The sequence below is a fragment of the Paenibacillus terrigena DSM 21567 genome (assembly GCF_000374845.1).
Taxonomy (GTDB): domain Bacteria; phylum Bacillota; class Bacilli; order Paenibacillales; family Paenibacillaceae; genus Paenibacillus_K; species Paenibacillus_K terrigena.
Map to the genome: position 1 here is coordinate 53292 of NZ_KB895424.1, position 19155 is coordinate 72446.

Annotated in this window: 12 protein-coding genes; 9 read left to right on the forward strand and 3 right to left on the reverse strand. The window is 47.5% G+C overall.

Annotated elements, in window-relative coordinates:
- Positions 1 to 127: 127 nt before the first annotated feature.
- The 3 genes from C558_RS0125390 to C558_RS34000 all read left to right on the forward strand — a co-directional run bounded on the left by C558_RS0125390 (position 128) and on the right by C558_RS34000 (position 1569).
- A complete protein-coding gene (locus C558_RS0125390; RefSeq protein ID WP_018759109.1) occupies positions 128 to 880 on the forward strand; it encodes an SDR family NAD(P)-dependent oxidoreductase in 753 nt (250 codons plus the stop codon).
- Positions 858 to 1334, forward strand: coding sequence for a steroid Delta-isomerase (locus C558_RS0125395; RefSeq protein ID WP_245583874.1), 477 nt, complete (start codon positions 858 to 860; stop codon positions 1332 to 1334). The genes C558_RS0125390 and C558_RS0125395 overlap by 23 nt, the downstream gene beginning before the upstream one ends.
- Before the next feature lie 76 nt (positions 1335 to 1410).
- Positions 1411 to 1569 (forward strand): hypothetical protein, encoded by a 159-nt coding sequence (locus C558_RS34000; RefSeq protein ID WP_156826258.1) that lies wholly within the window; start codon positions 1411 to 1413, stop codon positions 1567 to 1569.
- Between the two features lie 76 nt (positions 1570 to 1645).
- On the opposite strand, the gene C558_RS0125400 is transcribed toward C558_RS34000, so the two are convergent.
- Positions 1646 to 2290, reverse strand: a complete 645-nt coding sequence (locus tag C558_RS0125400) for an SGNH/GDSL hydrolase family protein (RefSeq protein ID WP_018759111.1) — start codon at positions 2288 to 2290, stop codon at positions 1646 to 1648.
- Between the two features lie 431 nt (positions 2291 to 2721).
- Between C558_RS0125400 and C558_RS0125405 the strand changes: the two genes are divergently transcribed.
- A complete protein-coding gene (locus C558_RS0125405) occupies positions 2722 to 3624 on the forward strand; it encodes an AraC family transcriptional regulator (RefSeq protein ID WP_018759112.1) in 903 nt (300 codons plus the stop codon).
- 299 nt (positions 3625 to 3923) lie between these two features.
- On the opposite strand, the gene C558_RS0125410 is transcribed toward C558_RS0125405, so the two are convergent.
- Complete coding sequence (locus C558_RS0125410) at positions 3924 to 4553, reverse strand: HD domain-containing protein (RefSeq protein ID WP_018759114.1); 630 nt, start codon at positions 4551 to 4553, stop codon at positions 3924 to 3926.
- A gap of 189 nt (positions 4554 to 4742) precedes the next feature.
- Between C558_RS0125410 and C558_RS0125415 the strand changes: the two genes are divergently transcribed.
- Both C558_RS0125415 and C558_RS0125420 read left to right on the forward strand, forming a co-directional pair.
- Positions 4743 to 5792, forward strand: coding sequence for a hypothetical protein (locus tag C558_RS0125415; protein ID WP_018759115.1), 1050 nt, complete (start codon positions 4743 to 4745; stop codon positions 5790 to 5792).
- A gap of 433 nt (positions 5793 to 6225) precedes the next feature.
- The gene (locus tag C558_RS0125420) at positions 6226 to 9006 is read left to right on the forward strand and encodes a glycoside hydrolase family 3 C-terminal domain-containing protein (RefSeq protein WP_018759116.1); all 2781 of its coding nucleotides are present in this window, start codon (positions 6226 to 6228) and stop codon (positions 9004 to 9006) included.
- Positions 9007 to 9081: 75 nt separating this feature from the next.
- On the opposite strand, the gene C558_RS0125425 is transcribed toward C558_RS0125420, so the two are convergent.
- Positions 9082 to 9219: a hypothetical protein gene (locus C558_RS0125425; protein ID WP_156826259.1), complete on the reverse strand. Its 138-nt coding sequence runs from the start codon at positions 9217 to 9219 to the stop codon at positions 9082 to 9084.
- A gap of 441 nt (positions 9220 to 9660) precedes the next feature.
- On the opposite strand from C558_RS0125425, the gene C558_RS34830 reads away from it, so the two are divergent.
- From C558_RS34830 to C558_RS31890, 3 genes are all read left to right on the forward strand, one after another.
- Positions 9661 to 16401: a DUF4855 domain-containing protein gene (locus C558_RS34830; protein WP_245583875.1), complete on the forward strand. Its 6741-nt coding sequence runs from the start codon at positions 9661 to 9663 to the stop codon at positions 16399 to 16401.
- A gap of 377 nt (positions 16402 to 16778) precedes the next feature.
- A complete protein-coding gene (locus C558_RS0125435) occupies positions 16779 to 17810 on the forward strand; it encodes a LacI family DNA-binding transcriptional regulator (protein WP_018759119.1) in 1032 nt (343 codons plus the stop codon).
- Between the two features lie 80 nt (positions 17811 to 17890).
- Positions 17891 to 19126, forward strand: coding sequence for an MDR family MFS transporter (locus tag C558_RS31890; RefSeq protein WP_018759120.1), 1236 nt, complete (start codon positions 17891 to 17893; stop codon positions 19124 to 19126).
- Positions 19127 to 19155 lie beyond the last annotated feature (29 nt).

A 19155-nucleotide genomic window follows, 5' to 3' on the forward strand; every position in this document is an offset into this window, starting at 1 on the left:
ACCAACTAAAATGAAGGGAGGTGGTAGGAAAATAAATCATCGTAGTTGTAGAGTGGCATATGATTTTTGAATTTACTCGATGCTGTGTTTAAGTGGAAAAAAATGTGACAAAAAAGGAGTGACAAGAATGGGACGTCTAGAAAATAAAGTTGCAATTATTACGGGTTCTGCCGGAGGGCAAGGAAAAGCGGAGGCAATTCTTTTCGCAAAAGAAGGAGCCAAAGTAGTCGTAACAGATGTGCAGGAAGACAAAGTTAATCAAGTCGTAGCTATCATCAAGGAAAATGGCGGGGATGCAATTGGCTTTTACCATAACGTGGCATCCGAAGATAACTGGATTCAAGTGGTTAAAGATACGGTTAAAGCCTTTGGTAAAGTGGACGTCCTCGTGAACAATGCGGGTATTACCAGTAATATACCGCTTATTGATACCCCACTTGAACAATGGAACAAAGTGATCGACATCAACTTAACAGGCACTTTTCTTGGCATGAAACATGTGATTCCAGTAATGCTGGAAAATGGGGGTGGTTCCATTGTTAACATTTCATCCATTGCTGGATTAACTGGCGGCAGTGGAGCCGGTGCCTATACAGCTTCAAAAGGAGCAATTCGACTTTTCACAAAGGCGGCAGCTATTGATTATGCTAAGCAAAATATCCGAGTGAACTCCGTTCATCCGGGCTATATTGAAACACCGATGACAGAGGCATTCTTTTCGAATGAGCAGATGCTGAACTGGTTTAAGGCAGCTACGCCTCTTCCATACCTCGGGAAACCGGAAGACATCGCTGAAGGTGTCCTATATCTTGCTTCAGATGAATCTAAATTTGTAACAGGCATTGAACTCCCGATTGATGGGGGATATTCAGCACAGTAGGGAATTGGTGCTCAACATCCAATTAAAGGGAACAGACAGTTTTACCCAAATTAAAATTGAGAAGGGAACGAATAATATGTCAACACAATCCGAAATGAAAGCCGTAATGCAAAAATACCTCGACGCATTTAATGCCCAAGATGCAGATGCAGTCCTTGCGCTCTATGCCGAAAATGCGACGGTCGAGGACCCAGTCGGTTCCCCACCGTTACAAGGCAAGGAGGCCATTGGCGCATTCTATCAGAAGGTTATACCTATGGGTAGCAAACTTAAATTGGCTGCCCCAATCCGCGGATCCCATAGCAACTCGGCAGCGATGGCATTTGTGGTAGAAAGTGCCATGGACGGTCATACGGTCAATATCAATGTCATCGATGTCATGACGTTTGATGAATCCGGCAAAATTACCAGCATGCGAGCATATTGGGGTAAGGAAGACTGCAATATCCTGTAATTCCAATGATAACGTGCTGATATTATTGCACATTGATTATCCTAGAATTCCAGAAAAACTCCAAAAGGGGACAGGCGTGTATTCATGGCCATGTCCCCCTGTTGTTGAGAAACATATGCCGCACCGATGGCAACTGTGGACGGCGTACTATTATGTTATCGTGACCAAGCCGAATGGTGGATTTTCCAAGCCATGGTTCGCCTCCACCAAAAAGCTGAACACCCAGACCGCATGAGGTCTGGGTGTCCTTTTTGCATTGGAGGAGTCTCGGGGGGGCGAACCCTGGGTTCAGGCCGCGCGGCGGATAGTGATTACTTTCCGTGGATAAGATACGGGCTCAATCCCGTTGCAATCAGGCGATGCCCCCGATCATTGGGGTGAATGGGCAGAGATCCGCTTAACGCATCTTCAATTTTTCCGTTGCGATATCCATAGATAAGATTGGCCTGTCTTCCTTCAAACCACATATGAGCAGGGGCTACTGTGGCATCATAACGACGAGCTGTGTCTTGTATGATACGATTAAATTGGCTGATCGACTCGACTGCAAGAGAGCTGTTCGGAAATGGATTGTACTGCGTGCAGCAAATGATTCGGGCACGGCTTCTTTTTTTGATCAGAGTGAGAAGTGAGCATAAATTTCGGCTGTAGTTAGTTGCAAGTTGTTTGGCAGGTAAGGGGGATTGGCTTCTAAGGGAAGAAATCGCGGCATTCGCTAAATCTACTCCTCCGATCCATATAGAAACCACATCCGATTGATGAATCATTGAGGCGCCTCGCCATAACACTGCATCTAATAAATTTTTGCTGGTCCAACCAGACCGAGCCAGAACATGCCCAGTAACCTTACGGGAGCGTGTGTTTAATGCAGATACTATCAATTGGGGATAAGCATTTACTTTGGAGGAGGCATCTTTCCCAAATGTAATGGAATCCCCAAGAGCTGTATAGATCATAGGCATATCACCAACCTAATGTTCAAATTTGTGCTTGTTTGTGTAGTGCATCATATAGATATAATAGTGTAATCATGTACAAGTTGTGTGGACATTAACAACGAATCCATCAATATGAGCGTTTGCTAGTAATTCTCGGAATAAAGGCAAAGTAAGAGGTGACATCAAAACTGTGATTGCACAAGTAGAAGCCTATGTGTCTTGGACAAAAGAAAAATATCACCATTCTTTGTAAAAGGAGATGCATACGATGATTCGAACCTTTCCATTTTAGTAGTATGAAGAGCCATCGGCCATTTAGCTTTGGTAGGTGGTTTTTTAATTATGATCAGTTTAGATACAAGATAATTAGCCTGCAGGAATACCTGCAACTCAAGTCAAATATGTCTTTATCCTGCTTGGTATGATGGAGTCGAAAGGAGGGAAGCTACATGTACGAATGGAACGAAATGGTTCAGCTCATGATCAGTTGGATCGATAATAACCTCACCTCGACTCCTACATTGTTGAAAATGTCCGAGCAACTGGGGTATTCACCTTATTACTGCACTAAGAAGTTTCATTCTCTAACAGGAATGACATTGAGAGATTATATATGGATGAGGCGAATTAGTTGTGCAGCCCTTGACCTGAGGGATACGGATGCCCGTATTCTTGATATTGCTATTAAGTATGGATTTTCCTCACAAGAGGCTTTTACCCGGGCATTCGTGAAAGCTTTTCATGTTACTCCGGCTGTATATCGAAGAGTACCGCGGCCTATTCCGTTGGCTATTCGTGTTGAAGTGTTCTCTCCTTATCATTTCAATGTGAAGGAGAGGGGCAAGATGGTTGAGGTTAATTTGCAAGAAGTAGAAATTAAAATTGAGCGTATACCTGCACACAAATTTATCGGGATATGGGATATTTCTTCCCAGAATTACGGAGATTTCTGGAACAACGAACATAATTACGATGAGATAAGCGGAACGCTGGATAGCATGTCCCATCTCTGTCTTCCCGGACAGTTGGGACAGACTGCAGGCTGGTTCTATCAGGATGGGCAGAAGGGATATCTCTATGGCATACCAGTGGCCTCCGAATATGACGGAGAGATTCCGGAAGGGATGGAATGTCGTGACATTCCGGAGTCCGATTACTTGGCGTTTTTCTATCCACCCTTTGATTACTTAAGAGCTAATGGAGAAGTCATGAGCATTGTTGAGCAAAAGACATGGAATTTTGATCCAACTGAGATGGGATTTGTCTGGGATGAAGGAACAAAGTATGATTACCAAAGACATTTCCCGGAGGGGTATGGTTATGCCGTGCTGCGTCCTGTGAAGGAAATATAGCGTTTCAAAAGTTTAATACAGCCATTCCCTCGAGGGTGGCTGTCCTTTGTTTTTGGCATATTCCTCCTTATAGTCGATAACATGGATACTGTGTAAAAATAGAACAATTTAGCAATGAAAAAAAACAGCCCCCATCCATGGGAACTGTCCCCCCGTTTGAATAAGTTGTAGGAGCAGCATCATTTGGATTGCATGATGTGGATATATGAATAAGCCAGCCTTATGAGGCTGGCTTATTTGCATTGAATTCTCTTCGGTAGGCCATAAAACGTGGGGACGAAAGAGGGGCTGGTAGTCAGCTAAGAGGATAACGCCTCATTCGTAATGCCTTCGATATCAATCAGAGACCGTGTTCCTTCACGAACCAAATCGGGTAGAATATGCTGCAGGAAATAATCGACGCAATGAAGCTGGATTCCTTTGATTTTGATTAGCGCAGTACGGTACATCACGATAAATTCTTTCTCAGTATTTCCTCGCTGAAGCTCTGCAAAAGCTTCATAGACCTGATCCATTTTATCGGCGACCTCTAGGATGAGCCCTTCCAAGGAATCGTCTTTACCTTCGCGCAGCTGCCTGCGGAAGATGGGTTTGAATTCATCCGGAATATGCTCCTCAATGAAATGCGCGACCATGCCTTCTTCGACTTGCTGCAGCATCGCTCGAAGCTCCAGGGAATGGTGCTTCACGGGAGTCTTGATATCGCCAATGAAAATTTCCCCGTAATCATGACTGCTCGTGATTTCATATAGCTTCTTCCAATCGACAGTGGCGCCGTTGCTTTCTTCAATATCTGCCAAGGTTTTGGCATATTGAACGACCTTCCAAGAATGCTCGGATACGCTATGCGCCTGAAATTTGAACTTACCCGGGCATCGAATAATTCGCTCTAAATCCGTTAGTGATTGGAAATACGTATGAATCCCCATATGGTGAGTTCCTTTCTTTGATGAATGAAGTGGATGTTGCTTTATGAATAGTATATCTTCCATTTGTTAATGGATGATTAAGTTGAGCAGGGAATTTTTACAAGTCAAACTTTTTGAACCCGCTGTAACGTCAGTACTGTATCAAGAAGAGAACATCTCATCATCCTAAAAAAGAAAGCAGGAATCAACATGAACTTCAAAAAAATCCTTACAAGTACTATGGTTGCATCGCTCGTACTCAGCGGAACCGCTATGGCCGCAAGCAATAATAGCTTTAAGCTGCCAACCAACATGCACAAGCTGGTGCAAAAACAAGTCGACGTGACTGGTGACAAAAAAGCGGACATCATCACACTTTATGGCCAGAAGGAGAAGGCAAGCGATATATATAATGAGGAATTGCTGCTTGTCATTAATGATGGTAAGTCAAAGAAAACGACCTCTATTTCGCTCCATGACGGCGGGTATTCTCCTCAGCTCCTCGTTCCGGATCTTACCAATGATAAAGTGGCTGATATTATGGTTACTGCCGATACAGGCGGAAGCGGCGGTTATAAAACCAGCCATATTTACACTTTGAAGAACAACAAGCCTGCAGAACTTCCACAGCCAGGGCTTGCCAAAGGTAAGGTCGGCGTGCAGGGAAATGCTTTCATTGACTTGAAACCAATCGTTCTGAACAAAAAAGGCGCCTACACGTTGCAAGGGGTTGAGAGAGTTGGAACTACCGTTTCGGATACAATCGCTTACGTTACCTCCGATTGGAAGTGGAACCAGGGCAAATGGGAGCTGTTTAACGTCAAAATAGAGCAGCCTAAGAAAGAATCGAATTCGTCTCAGGATCAGGTGAAAAGCTCGATTTACAAAAATACCGAAGCAAACTTCAGTGTAGAAATACCTTCCTCTTGGAATGGTAACTATAAGGTGCGCGCTGAAAAGTCCGACAGCATGTTCCCTTCGGCCAAGCATGTCGTTTACTTTGACTACACAACGAAGGATAAAAAAGATTCCCAATCGCTAATTACCATCTCTGTCTTCGCACAGAACGATTGGAACAAGCTTTCCGATGATGACAAGAGCCAAATCGGAGGTACCCTTGCTGAGGCAAACGGTATGGTATATGTGTTAACAACACCTCAATCCAACCCGTTTGATCCTCAATCAGCTGACGGCAAGAAGTTTGATCAAATGTTCAAAGATTTGAACCTGAAAAAAGGATTTTCTGTTCTTAAAAAATAGTCTGACGAACGGGCTACACGAAGAGGGCTGTCCAGTCATCGAAGATAACAGAGGACAGCCCTTTATGCGCTTGGCAGCGAAGACTGTACATACATAATGTGAATTGTCTCGCGATGCGAACTGAGTTTTAGGTATATTTTCTTGTTGGAAATGATGTGTTGCGGCTGAACATGCCGTTCTTGTCCTTATTTGTTCCCAATGTCTCTAATCGAATCGTATCGATTATGTATTGCAAAAATTGAAGTGAACGGAATGATAGGAACCTGGCCATGAGGTCAGGTTTTCATTTTGGGAACGAATATTTCCGCAATATTATTGATTTACAGCGAGATTTGCCTTCCATATTTGTCTATAGATTTGTTACTATGATACTAAGACGAATGGAAGTAATCTATAAGTGTTATAAATTAATTAATATCGTGGAGGGAATGTATTGAAAAACCAAAAATTTGGAGTTCCATTAGAAGGCTTTGCTGAATTTAGCAGAAAAGTAGCCGCAGAAGGTGCTGTGTTGCTAAAGAATGATGGGAATTTTTTTCCCGTTAGGAGAAACGTTTCGATTTTTGGCAGAACCCAAGTGAACTATTATCGCAGCGGTACAGGTTCGGGCGGCAGTGTCCATGTTACCCATACAACCAATCTGTTAGACGGTCTTCGGAGTAAAGAGAATATCACCGTCAATGAAGAGTTAGCAGCGGTATATGAGAAATGGATTGAGCAGAATCCATTCGATAATGGCGGAGGCGGTTGGGCGGCTGAGCCGTGGCACCAGAAGGAGATGCCTCTAACCGATGAGCTGGTGAAGGAAGCAAGAAACAAATCCGACAAGGCGATCATTGTGATCGGACGTACGGCAGGAGAAGATCAGGATAACGCTGATGCGCCGGGAAGTTACCAGTTGACGGCAGAAGAAAAAGCAATGCTGCAGCGGGTGACCACACATTTTGAACAAACGGCTGTTGTACTCAACGTATCGAATATTATTGATATGAGCTGGATGAACGATGCCAGCTACGTGCACCCGATTTCATGCGTGATCTACGCGTGGCATGGCGGCATGGAAGGCGGCAATGCTATTGCAGACGTGCTGGCTGGTGACGTGACACCGAGCGGTAAATTAACGGATACGATTGCGTATTCGATCGACGATTATCCTTCAACTCGCAACTACGGCCATGAGCTAAGAAGCGTGTATGAAGAAGATATCTACGTCGGTTACCGTTTTTTCGAAACGTTTCAACCCAATAAGGTCCAGTTTGAATTTGGTTATGGCTTATCTTACACCGTATTTAGCATAATGCCTGAGGAAGCCAAGCTGGCCGTCAAAGAGGGGAAACAATACATTGAAATCGGCGTAACTGTACAAAATACGGGAGCCGAATTTGCAGGTAAAGAGGTCGTTCAAGTTTATTATGAAGCGCCGCAAGGGAAGCTGGGCCAACCGGCAAGAGTCTTGGCAGCATTCGAAAAGACGAAGGAGCTTCAGCCGGGCGAATCGCAGCGTCTTACCGTGAGTTTCCCTATTCATGCGATGGCTTCTTATGATGACGTCGGAGTGACAGGGCATCCTTCCGCCTATGTGTTGGAAGCCGGAACCTATCACCTGTACGTGGGGAATAGTGTCAAGAATGTCGTTGAAATCGACGTTGAAGGACAAAAAGGATACATCGTGGAGACCCTTCAAGTTATAGAACAGCTGCAAGAGGCGATGGCGCCAACGGAAAGCTTTACGCGAATGAAACCGGGCACTCGGAATGAAGACGGTACCTATGAACTTACCTATGCAGAGGTGTCGACACGCAAGGTTTCGATGGCGGAACGGATCGAGCAGAATCTTCCTAAGACGCTGGAGCAGACGGGGAACCAAGGGTATAGGTTAAGGGACGTTTATGACCAGAGAGTGAGCATGGAAGCTTTTATCGCTCAGCTTAGCGATGAGGATCTTGCCGCCATCGTTAGAGGAGAAGGTATGAGCAGTCCGCTCGTCACACCGGGTACAGCTTCAGCCTTCGGGGGTGTAAGTGATCCATTATTGAGTTACGGCATTCCGGTTGCCTGTACGGCGGACGGTCCGTCTGGGATTCGGATGGATAGCGGTCAGAAGGCGACGCAAGTGGCCATTGGAACCTTACTTGCTGCAACATGGAACACCGAATTGGTCGAAGAGCTTTACGTCATGGAAGGCCAAGAATTATTAAGCAATAACATCGACGCTTTGCTTGGACCGGGATTAAATATTCGGCGCAGTCCGCTGAATGGGCGTAATTTTGAGTATTTCTCGGAAGATCCGCTCATTTCCGGGATGTTCGCTGCAGCGTGCACGCGCGGTATTATGAAAGGCGGCTCGAATGGCACGTTGAAGCATTTCGCCTGCAATAACCAGGAGAAGCACCGCAGCAAGGTAAATGCCATCGTATCTGAGCGCGCCCTCCGGGAGATTTATCTGAGAGGATTTGAAATCGCGGTCAAACAGGGCGGTGCAAATTCGATCATGACCTCCTACAATCCTATTAACGGGCATTGGGCTGCGTCGAATTATGATTTGAACACCACAATTCTGCGTGGGGAATGGGGCTTCAAAGGCATCGTGATGACGGATTGGTGGGCGATCATGAATGATGTTGTTCATGGAGGGCCTGCGGATCGGAAACTTACGAATATGATGGTCCGTGCACAAAACGATCTGTATATGGTTGTGGGTAACTACGGCGCGGAGACGAATATTTGGGGAGACAATACGATTGAATCCTTGGCAAACGGCTCCTTAACCCGCGGTGAGCTGCAGCGCTGTGCTACGAATATTTGTGAGTTCTTGATGCAAGCACCGGTGTTCTCCAGAGAGCAAGTGATTGAAGAAACAATCCTAGCTTTCAAAGCGAATCCAACGCTTTCGTCGGAACAAGCGCAAGCATTATCCCACAATGCACAGGTTACAGTTTCTGCGACAGGGTCCACCTTGATGAAGGTTGAACAGGCTGGGGTATATCGGATCTTTGCTCATGTCATGTCACCGGATAACGAGTTGGCTCAAAGCGCGTGTAACGTAACCTTGAACGATCAGACGGTGACGACGATTCAAACCAACGGTACAGAAGGCAGTTGGATCCAGTTGAAGCTGCTGAAAATCGAACTGGAAACAGGCGTATATGAACTGAAGTTTGATTTTGTCAAACCAGGCATGCAGATTGATTGGATCGAGTTTAAGCAAGTGTAATTGGAAAAATGGCACAAAACCCGACCGGATTGAGGTCGGGTTTTCATCTTAATTGTATGGGAAAGTGCTACCTGTTTATTTGATGAATTTCGTTACAGTCATATGCTTGACCTCGGACATATTCCCCATATCGTCTTTCAGCGTAATACCGATGATGGATATCATCTCATGGAATATCCAATCGTAGCAGCACTGGTGTTTGAGTCTGCTCACCGAGACTACTCCCATAGCAGCACTAGTGTCATGATCTGCACTCACCATGTAAATCCACAACCTCTTACGGCTGTGGGTTTAATATGAGATGTCACGATTACGCGAAACTCTCGGTCTATCATGCCGGGAGTTTTTTGTTGTACAGTTAAGAGAGAAAAGGTAGGACCTAAGGAGGTAAACGCTATCTTTATACCTATAAAAACGCGACATGAGGGCCTTCATGTCAACAAGTGTATACCCAATGTCATAAATTATCTATTTGAAAGGAAGGCCACATTTCATAATGTTACTGTAAGGACATTTACATATGTTATAAGCTTCTATGACGTGTCGGAATCTCGGAAGGGAGGAAAGAGCATCGAGGTAAGCTGAAATGGAAGCGCATACCATTTGGGAGTTTGATGTTTCTTGACTCAAGAATCAGAAGGGAGTTAGCACGATATGAGAAGGAGTAGAAAATGGGTTGCGCTAATCATGGCTGCGATCATGATCGTAACGATGATGCCGATCGCGCAAGCGGAAGAGGCGCTGCCTACACAGAAAAAAGAACAGACGTCAACCGACCTGCCTGGCGGAGTCGATCCGGTTGATCCATTGGTTCAACCGATTGCTAACGCAGAGGGCGTCACTGCATCGGTATACAACGACGTCTATCGCAACCTGGCTGCAGGACTGTCTTATGAGTGGTCAGAAGAGCCGGAAGCATCTTATCCGGACGTCGACAACAAATTGACGGATGGCAAATATGGAGCGAACGATAGATCCGACAAAGCATGGGTTGGACATCATTTGAAGAAGACACGCGAAGTCGTGTTCGATCTCGGAGATAAGAAGTCCATCACGGCTATTAAAGCGCATTTCTTAGAAGATTGGCCATCGAATAACGTGCTCTTGCCGTTAACGGTCTCGATGTACGTCTCCGATGACAAGGTGAACTGGGGATTGCTCAAAGATAATGCCACACAGAAACTGTGGAATAACGGCAAATACGATGAGACGTACCAGTGGGATGGAAGCAAGGACGGCATTAAACCGATCGGACCAGATGCGAAAATCGCATATGCACGGTACGTGAAAGTGATGTTCTCCATGCATCCTTCGGCGATGACACTCGTGGATGAGATTGAAATTATCGGTCAAGACGGGCAAGCAGCGGGAGCGGTAACCGTGCCGTCACATGAGTCGAAGCTCTTGGCGCCTGGTGAAGCGACGGCGGGGATTGAGGATCTAGGGCTGCTCTATAATGGACATTATGCTGGCGGTAAAGGCGATTGGTCGAAGGATCGCATTATTCCGAATATCAGTTACGTGGATAAAGTTACGAAGCAGCCGACAGAATGGCTCTTCGACGGCGTCCTTTATCTCGGGACGAACTCTCCGGAAGGTCGCAGCTTCGGGGCGGGGTCGGGTGATCCGTCCATTCTTGCAGACTGGAAATGGTATTTGAATAAAACTTTCGCGGCAGATGGCGATATGAAGCACCTGAATGATGCGACGGTGGAAGTCAGTGTGAAGCTCGGCGAACCGAATCATAAGACCAAGGTTGTGCTCATGATTCCGTATCCGGATGAGGGAGTGTCCAATTTCGGAGATCTTGGTGACGGGAATCTTAACTTTACTGGTCATGAACCGCAAGCGCTTTCAAATCGTGCGAAGGCGACGCAGTGGTATATTAACGAAGTGAAGAATCGTTGGGCTGCTGGGAAATATTCCAATCTTGATCTCGTTGGTATGTACTGGCTAGAAGAGCAGATCGGCATCGATGCAGCTGGTCCGGAATTGATAAAGGCTGTAAGCGGGCAAGTACATGCGGACAATATGAAATTTTTCTGGATTCCGCATTTCTTGGCGTATAAGGCTTATATGTGGAAAGATGTTGGCTTCGATGCGGTAGCGTTCCAACCGAACTATTTCTTCGAGCCGACAGGTTATGATCGTTTTGAAGATGCTTCAAACATCGCGAAGCGTTATGGGATGACGAACGAGTTCGAATTCGATGATCGGATGCTGACGGACGGCGTGTTCCGGGAGCGGTATATCGATTATTTGAACAGCGGTGTGGAGACTGGGTTGATGGCAAATGGCTTCAACGCTTACTACCAAGGCAATAATGCTGTTTATGATAGTGCGGTGAGCACAGATCCAGCCAATCGTGTACTCTATGATTGGTTGAGAGACTATGTCAAAGGAACCTATTCAGTCAACAATGCCGCTCCACCGGAAGTGGAAGTGCAGATGAACGGCAAGTCGTTTGAGGCAGGTCAAGTTCTAGCGGATTCCGAGAAAGTGGCATTTACATGGAACCTTAAAGATGCTGCCGATCCAAGTGTGATCAAAGTTTCTGCGATGTATGATGGCAAGCCTTACACGGCAGGGACGGAAATCACGTTGAAGAATATGTTTGGCAAGCATATGTTGGATGTGACCGTCACTTCGGGGAAATCCAAGAAAACGTCGTTCACGTTCGAAGTGAAGACGGATGCTGCGACGATGATAGCTCTCGTGGACAGTTACGTCATTGACGGGAAAATGAAGAACAACGATGCAGCGGCGCTTAAGGTCGACCTAGAAGCTATGAAACAGGCGGAAGGCGGCGTAAACCCAGCCGAATTCACGAAGTCTCTGAAGAGCTTCAATACGAAGCTGGATCAACTGAAGAAGAACATTGCGGGCGATGCTTATGCGACGCTGAAGGAAAGCGTCTATTACCTGGCAGGCAGTCTGGCTCAAGGTAAATCTGTTGAAGTATCGTCGGTTGAATATGATAATCCGAATTATATCCCTTCCCACGCGGTGGACGGATTCCAAGCGACTCGTTGGGCGAGCAGTTATAATGATGCGAACTGGTTCCTGGTCGACCTCGGTCAGCCGACGGCGATGGATACGGTCCGCATCAGTTGGGAAGGTGCCCGCGCCGACACGTATAAGCTGCTCGTATCGGACGATAAGGAGAAATGGACCAATGTGATGCCGAATGACGGCATTATTAAAGCGCAGGATGGCAAGGAAACGGTTCAATTCAAGCCGGTGACGGCGAGATACATCAAATTCGAAGGCGTCAAGCGGGCTACAGGCTACGGGTATTCCTTCTATGAGTTTGGCGTATATTCACTGTCCGATCAGCCGGCATCTCTGGAACGCAATCTTGCGCTCGGGCTTCCTTATACCTGGTCGCAAGCACCTGAGGCATCCCGTCCAGATGATCAGAAGAAGCTGACCGATGGCAAATATGCCAAGATGGTCAACGGCAAACCGGATTTCAATGATTCGGCGTGGGTCGGACATCTGCGGAAGAAAACGCGTGAAGTCGTATTCGATCTTGGTGATAAGAAATCGATCTCGAAGATCAAAGCGCATTTCCTAGAAAGCTGGCCAACGAACAATGTGCTCGTGCCGCTGACGGTCTCGATGTATGTCTCCGATGACAAAGTGAATTGGGGATTGCTCAAGGACAGCGCGACACAGGAACTCTGGAGAGACGGAACCTATGACGAGACATACCAGTGGGATGGCAGCAAAGACGGCATCAAAGCTAGCGGTCCCGATCAGAAAATCGCCTATGCTCGCTATGTGAAAGTGACATTTACAATGCATACGCGTGCGATGACCTTCGTGGACGAGATTGAAATTCTCGGCGAAGACGGGAAAGCTGCTGGAGCCGTAACCGTTCCGACGCAGACGCCGAAATTCTTGGCGGCAGGCGAAGCGACAGCGGGTATCGAGCATCTTGGATTACTGTACAACGGGCAATATGCGAATGATCTAGGCACCTGGACGAAAGAACGGATCATTCCGAACATTAGTTATGTCGATAAGGACGGCAAGATAAAGGATCGACTCTTCGACGGTGTCCTGTACCTTGGCATTAACTCGCCAAATCCGGGTCGTGATTTCGGCGGGCGTGCTTACCTCGAAGATTGGAAATGGTATTTGGATAAAACCTTTGCGGTAGGCGGCGATATGGATGCGTTAAACGCAGCGGCCAAGGAAGTATCCGATGCGCTGAACGAGGCTGGAGTGAAGGAAAAGGTTGTCCTCATGATTCCGGATCCAGGTGAATCGATCACCAATTTCGGAGCAATTGAACAAGGCGGAGAATCGCTGAACTTCAATGATTCCGTTGGCAAGGAGAAAGCCCTTGCGAACCGTGAAAAAGCGGTTCAATGGTGGCTGCAGCAAGTCAAATCGAGATGGGAAGCAAAAGGTTACGCTAACCTTGAGCTGGTCGGGATGTACTGGTTCGAAGAGCAAATCAGCACAAGCCAGTCCGGACCGGATCTTATCCGCAAGGTGAGCGACAGCCTGCATGGCATGAAGATTAGCGACCAAGACCTGAAGTTCTTCTGGATTCCGCACTTCTTCGCTTATAAGGCGTTTATGTGGAAGGATGTCGGCTTCGATGCCGTGACGATCCAGCCGAACTATTTCTTCGAGCCGACGGATAAAGAGCGCTTGGAGGATTCCGCGAACCTGGCGAAGCAGTACGGCATGTCCAATGAACTCGAGTTCGACGATCGGATGCTGACGGACGGCGTGTTCCGCGAGCGGTATATCGATTACTTGAACAACGGTGCGAAGACAGGTTTGATGACAGAGGGCTTCAAATCGTATTATCAAGGCAACAACGCAGTATATAACACTGCAGTCAGTAAAGATCCAGCGACACGCGTTCTGTACGACTGGCTGTACCAATTCGTGAAGGGAACTTATAAGGAAAATTACGATGAGCCGTCTGAAGTGAACGTGCAAATGAACGGCAAGAAGTTCCAGAGCGGCGTGAAGCTACCGGATTCGGAATCCGTATCCTTTACATGGAAACTCCAAGAGGATGACGGTCTGACGAAAGTGACGGCGACGTATGACGGCAAGCCTTATACAGCGGGTACCGTTATTCCGCTCGCAGGCAAACTCGGCAAACATGAGCTCGTCATCACCGTTACAGCGGGAAAAATGGTGAAAACATCCTATGTAATTGAAGCAACGACGAATGCATCTGGTATCCAGACGCTAGTGGATCGTTTCCAAAAAGCGGAGCAATTCACGAATCCGACCGTAGCGCCAACGCTGAACAACTATCTTGAAATGATGAAGCGTAATGAGGGTGTAGATGCAGCGCAGGTCACGAAATATCTCAAAGGCTTCAACACGAAGCTGGATGAATTCAAGAAAGCAGGCACGATCAAAGATGAGGCTTACAATACGCTGAAGGAAAGTGTCTATTACCTGACAGGCAATTTGGCGCAAGGTAAAACGGTAGAGGCCTCGTCGACGGAAGGCAACAATGCGAACTATGCACCAGCCAAAGCGGTGGATGGATTCCCAGCTTCCCGATGGTCGAGTGAGATTGTAGATAATACATGGTTCCAAGTCGATCTCGGTAAAGCGGTTCTGATGGATACCGTTCGCATCGATTGGGAGTACGCTCGCGCGAAGACTTACAAGCTGCTCGTATCGAACGATAAGCTGACTTGGAAGAATGTCATGCCGAACGATGGAGTCATTACGGCGCATGACGGCAAAGAGACGGTTCAGTTCAGCCCGATCTCAGCGAGATATATCAAATTCCAAGGGGTAGAGAGAAATACCGATTACGGCTATTCCTTCTATGAATTTGGCGTCTATAACCTCTCGGGTGCGGTAGACATGAAGGCGATTGATGGCGTGCAAGCAACAATTGATAATGCAACGAGAAAAGTAACAATTAACGGACTTGTGATGAACGCTGATCAATCCTTGGTCAACCTAAAAGTGTTTGATCCACATGGAAAAATCAATTACGAAGAACAGAAGGCAAGCACGGCGAATGGCAAAATTGAGTTCGCGTTCACGATTAAAGCCGCAGTACAGGGTAATTATGATGCATTCCTGTCGATCGATGGCAAGAGTGAGTCGGTCAAAGTTAGCTTCGTATACAATAAGAAGTCCGACCCTAATCCCCCTGGTAACCCTAATAATGGACCAGACGGAAACTCTACGACGCCAACACCTGCACCGGTCAACATCCAGCCGCAAGCAGATGGTTCTGTAAAAGCAACCGTTAGCACGAAGTTGGATGGTACAACCGCTGTGGGTACGATTAGCGAGCAGGATCTGAAGGCGGCGATCACAGGTACGAAAGCCGATGCATCCGGCAAGCAGACGGTCATCGTTGAACTGAAGAAAAATGGCAATGCTGCAGGTTATGCGCTTGATCTTCCAGCTTCATTCTTGGCTGAGAATCCGAATCTGGTGATTGAAGTAAGCACGCCGAATGCATCGGCCGTATTGAACGGCCAGATGTTCGCGAAGTCAGAGCTCGGCAAGCAAGTGCGGGTGATCGTAAGCGCAGGGGATCGCAAATCCTTGAATGCTGCGGCACAGGCGCAAGTGGGTAACCGACCGATTGTACAATTGTCCGTACAAATGGATGGCAAGTCGGTAGCTTGGAAGAACGATAAGGCTTCCGTACTGGTTAAAGTGCCTTACGTACTAACAGGCAAAGAGTCGGCTTCCAGCATCGGAGTTCTATGGATTAATGATCAAGGTGTTGCAACCGTAGTTAAGGGAGCGGTATACTCCGCTGCTGACAAGCAGCTTCGTTTCCAAGCGAACCAAGCTGGTGTCTACGCGGTATCCTATATGGGGCTGGCTGCGTCCTTCACAGACCTCGGTAAGCATGCATGGGCACAGGAAGCAGTTGAGCAATTGGCATCCTTAGGCATCGTGCAAGGAACGTCTGCTGCCGAATTCAGTCCGGCTGAACAAGTAAGCCGTGCAGACTTCGTCCTGATGCTGGTCAGAGCGCTGAATCTGAAGGCGGAAGCAGGAGCGGCATTTACGGATGTCGATGCACAAGCTTACTATCATGAAGCTGTAGCGATTGCGAAGCAGCTTGGCATCGTGACAGGCACGAACGGAGATCAATTCGCTCCGAAGGCGAAGATATCTCGTCAGGATATGATGGTCATGGCTGCGCGGGCGCTAGCTGTAGCGCAAGCGAAAGAGCTCAAAGGCGACCTCACTGCGCTGGATTCCTTCAAGGATGCTGGCAAGGTGGCAGACTATGCAGCGGACAGTATTGCAGGCATGATCGAGCAAGGGCTGATCCAAGGCAATAATGGTCTGATCAATCCAAGCGGCAATACGACACGTGCAGAGACAGCTGTGTTCTTGAGCAGATTGTTGAAAGTGCTAGCGGAGTAATGAAGTTGCGATTTGCAGCAGCATAGCGTCATCGTACAGGAAAAGGGCACCCCTCGGGGTGTCCTTTTTTAGGTATCGATTGCACTTATGTCAGCGTAGCACCTGTCTCGAGCAAAGTCTTCAATCCCGCGGGAATAATCGGCACACCGTTCTGAAAAACGCCAACAGCCTGTTCGATTTCATCATGTATGATGGTAACGAGAGTTGAGTGTCATGTTATGGGTGGGGAAATTACCGAACATCGATTGGATTGCAAGAGACAGCCTCGTCATGAGGTCATTTTTGTGTGTTACGGCAATGTTCTCTAACGTGTTGCGCACCCTTGTAACTACTGGTATGGTATTTAGTAAAAGGTAACGTGTGAAGGAGGGGAACGGATGGCGACGATTAAAGATATAGCAGATCGAGCTGGCGTCTCAAGCGCAGCCGTGTCTCGGGTGTTGAATCAGGACTATAGTCTTCAAGTATCCGAAGAGACGAGACAGCGGATCCTGGATGCTGCGAAGGCACTTGAATATAAGAAGGGCGGCAATCGTGCACGCAAGAAGAACGGCGACACAGCTGTGGAGATGCTGAACATGGGGCTGGTCATTTGGTGCTCAGAGCAGCTGGAGTTCTCTGATCCTTATTATTTGTCGATCCGTGAAGGGATCGAGCGAGAATGCGCGAAGCAAGGCATGAATGTGACAAAGGTATTTCGGTTAATGGACAATAATCAAGAGGTTGATTCCGAACAATTGGACGGGCTCCTTGTGATCGGTAAGGTGGACTTGGATGTAGTGCAGAAGTCGATAAATGATGCGAAGCCGATCGTATTTATCGATTATATGCTGAATGATAGCTGTGATTCGGTGATGTTCGATCTCCGGAAAGCTGCAAGAAACGCGATGGAGCATTTGTTCGAACTGGGGCATCGCAAAATCGGATATATTGGCGGGGTGAGCTATATTCGCAAAGCAGAAGGAAGAGTACATAATGTAGATCATCGTCAGTTAGAGTATGAAGCTATGATGAAAGAGCGTGGGCTGTTCGATCCGAACCTCGTATTCGTGGGAGATTGGCGAACCGAAGAAGGGTATCGATTGATGCAGCAGATGCTGCAATTGAAGGAACGGCCAACAGCGCTCTTAATTGGCAGTGACCCGATGGCGATTGCGGCGATTAAGGCAGCGAATGAAGCAGAACTGAGAATACCAGAGGATATTGCAATGGTCAGCATTGACGATATTCAAATGGCCTCGTTCGTGACGCCTCCGTTAACGACAGTCAAAGTGTACGCAGAGGAAATGGGGGTAACGGCTGTGAAGCTGATGGCAGATCGGTTGAAAGGCCGTGAGGTGTCGCTGCATGTCACTGTTCCAACGAAGTTGATCATTCGGAAGAGCTGCGGTGCGGAGATGAAAGGATAAGGGAAGAAAATTCTATTGAATATTTTAGTAAATTTAATTACACTATTTTAGTAAAAACAAATAGAGGGGATGCACATCATGTGGATACGTTAAATAGTACACATTTGCTCCGGCGGTTATCGTTATGTGCGATTGTTCTATCGACTGGCCTGACGCTCGTATGGCCCATCAATACGCTCTATATGCATGAGCAGTTCGGCGGGACGCTAAGTATGGCGGGTTTAGTGCTGCTGCTGAATAGCGGAGCTGCATTTGTTGGCAATTTGATTGGGGGGATCCTATTTGATCGCTGGGGCGGCAAGCTTCCCGTTCTCTGCGCGATAGCAGGCTCAGCTTGTGCGGTAGCAGCAATGGGGTTGGCGAATGATCTATACACTTATGCGGTGCTCTTAACTTTGCTGGGTCTTTTCAGCGGCTTCGTCTATCCGATCTTAAATGCCATGGCAGTAACAGGCTGTCCAGGGGAAGAGCAGCGCGCGGTTAATATTCTATTCGTGTCGCAAAATGTCGGGATGGCGCTGGGTGCGGCGCTTGGCGGCTTTGTGGCGAATTTGTCGTTCCAGCTTGTGTTTTTCGGCAATGCGTTATTGTATGTCGTGTTCTTCGTATTGTTCGCCGGTCTAATACGTCAGCCGCATCAGGGGCATCGAGACGCAATGAGTCCATCGCGAAGTCAACGGAACGGCCGATTATGGAACAGCGGTTCGGGGCGTGCGGTTATTGCAGCTTGTATCGGTTTTGCCGTCTCATGGCTCTGTTACTCGCAGTGGTCTGCGGTTGTTCCTCTTCACGCCAAGGTGCAGGGAATTTCTTTCGCTTTATACAGTCTGCTATGGACGGTCAATGGCGGGCTTATTCTGCTGTCGCATCCGCTCAAAACATGGCTTATACGTCGGTTCCAGATCGCGCTGCAGACACAAATTCGGTGGGGGACCTTCTTCTTCGCCGCCGGTCTCTTGCTCGTCGGTTTTGCATCATCGTACTGGCAATTCGTGCTCGCGATGATCATCATGACTTGCGGGGAAGTGCTGGTCTTCCCGGCTGTGCCAGCATGGATGGTAGAATCTGCGGACGGCAGCTCGAAAGGAAAGGTGCTCGGAGCTTGTGCCGCGTCCTCTACAGTTGGACGGATGTTAGGCCCTTGGTTAGGAGGCCTCGTGTATGAAGGATGGCCAGGTCATTGGGTCTTCACCATTGCAGCCGCTATTTGCTTGGTAACGATATGGCATTATCGGCAGGCGGGGCGACAATTGGCTAGAACTGATGCTGATGTAAAGGCTCCCAGTAAAGGGAAATACATTTCTACCACGCCTTAAGAAATGTAGTAAGAATGGCCCAAGAGCAG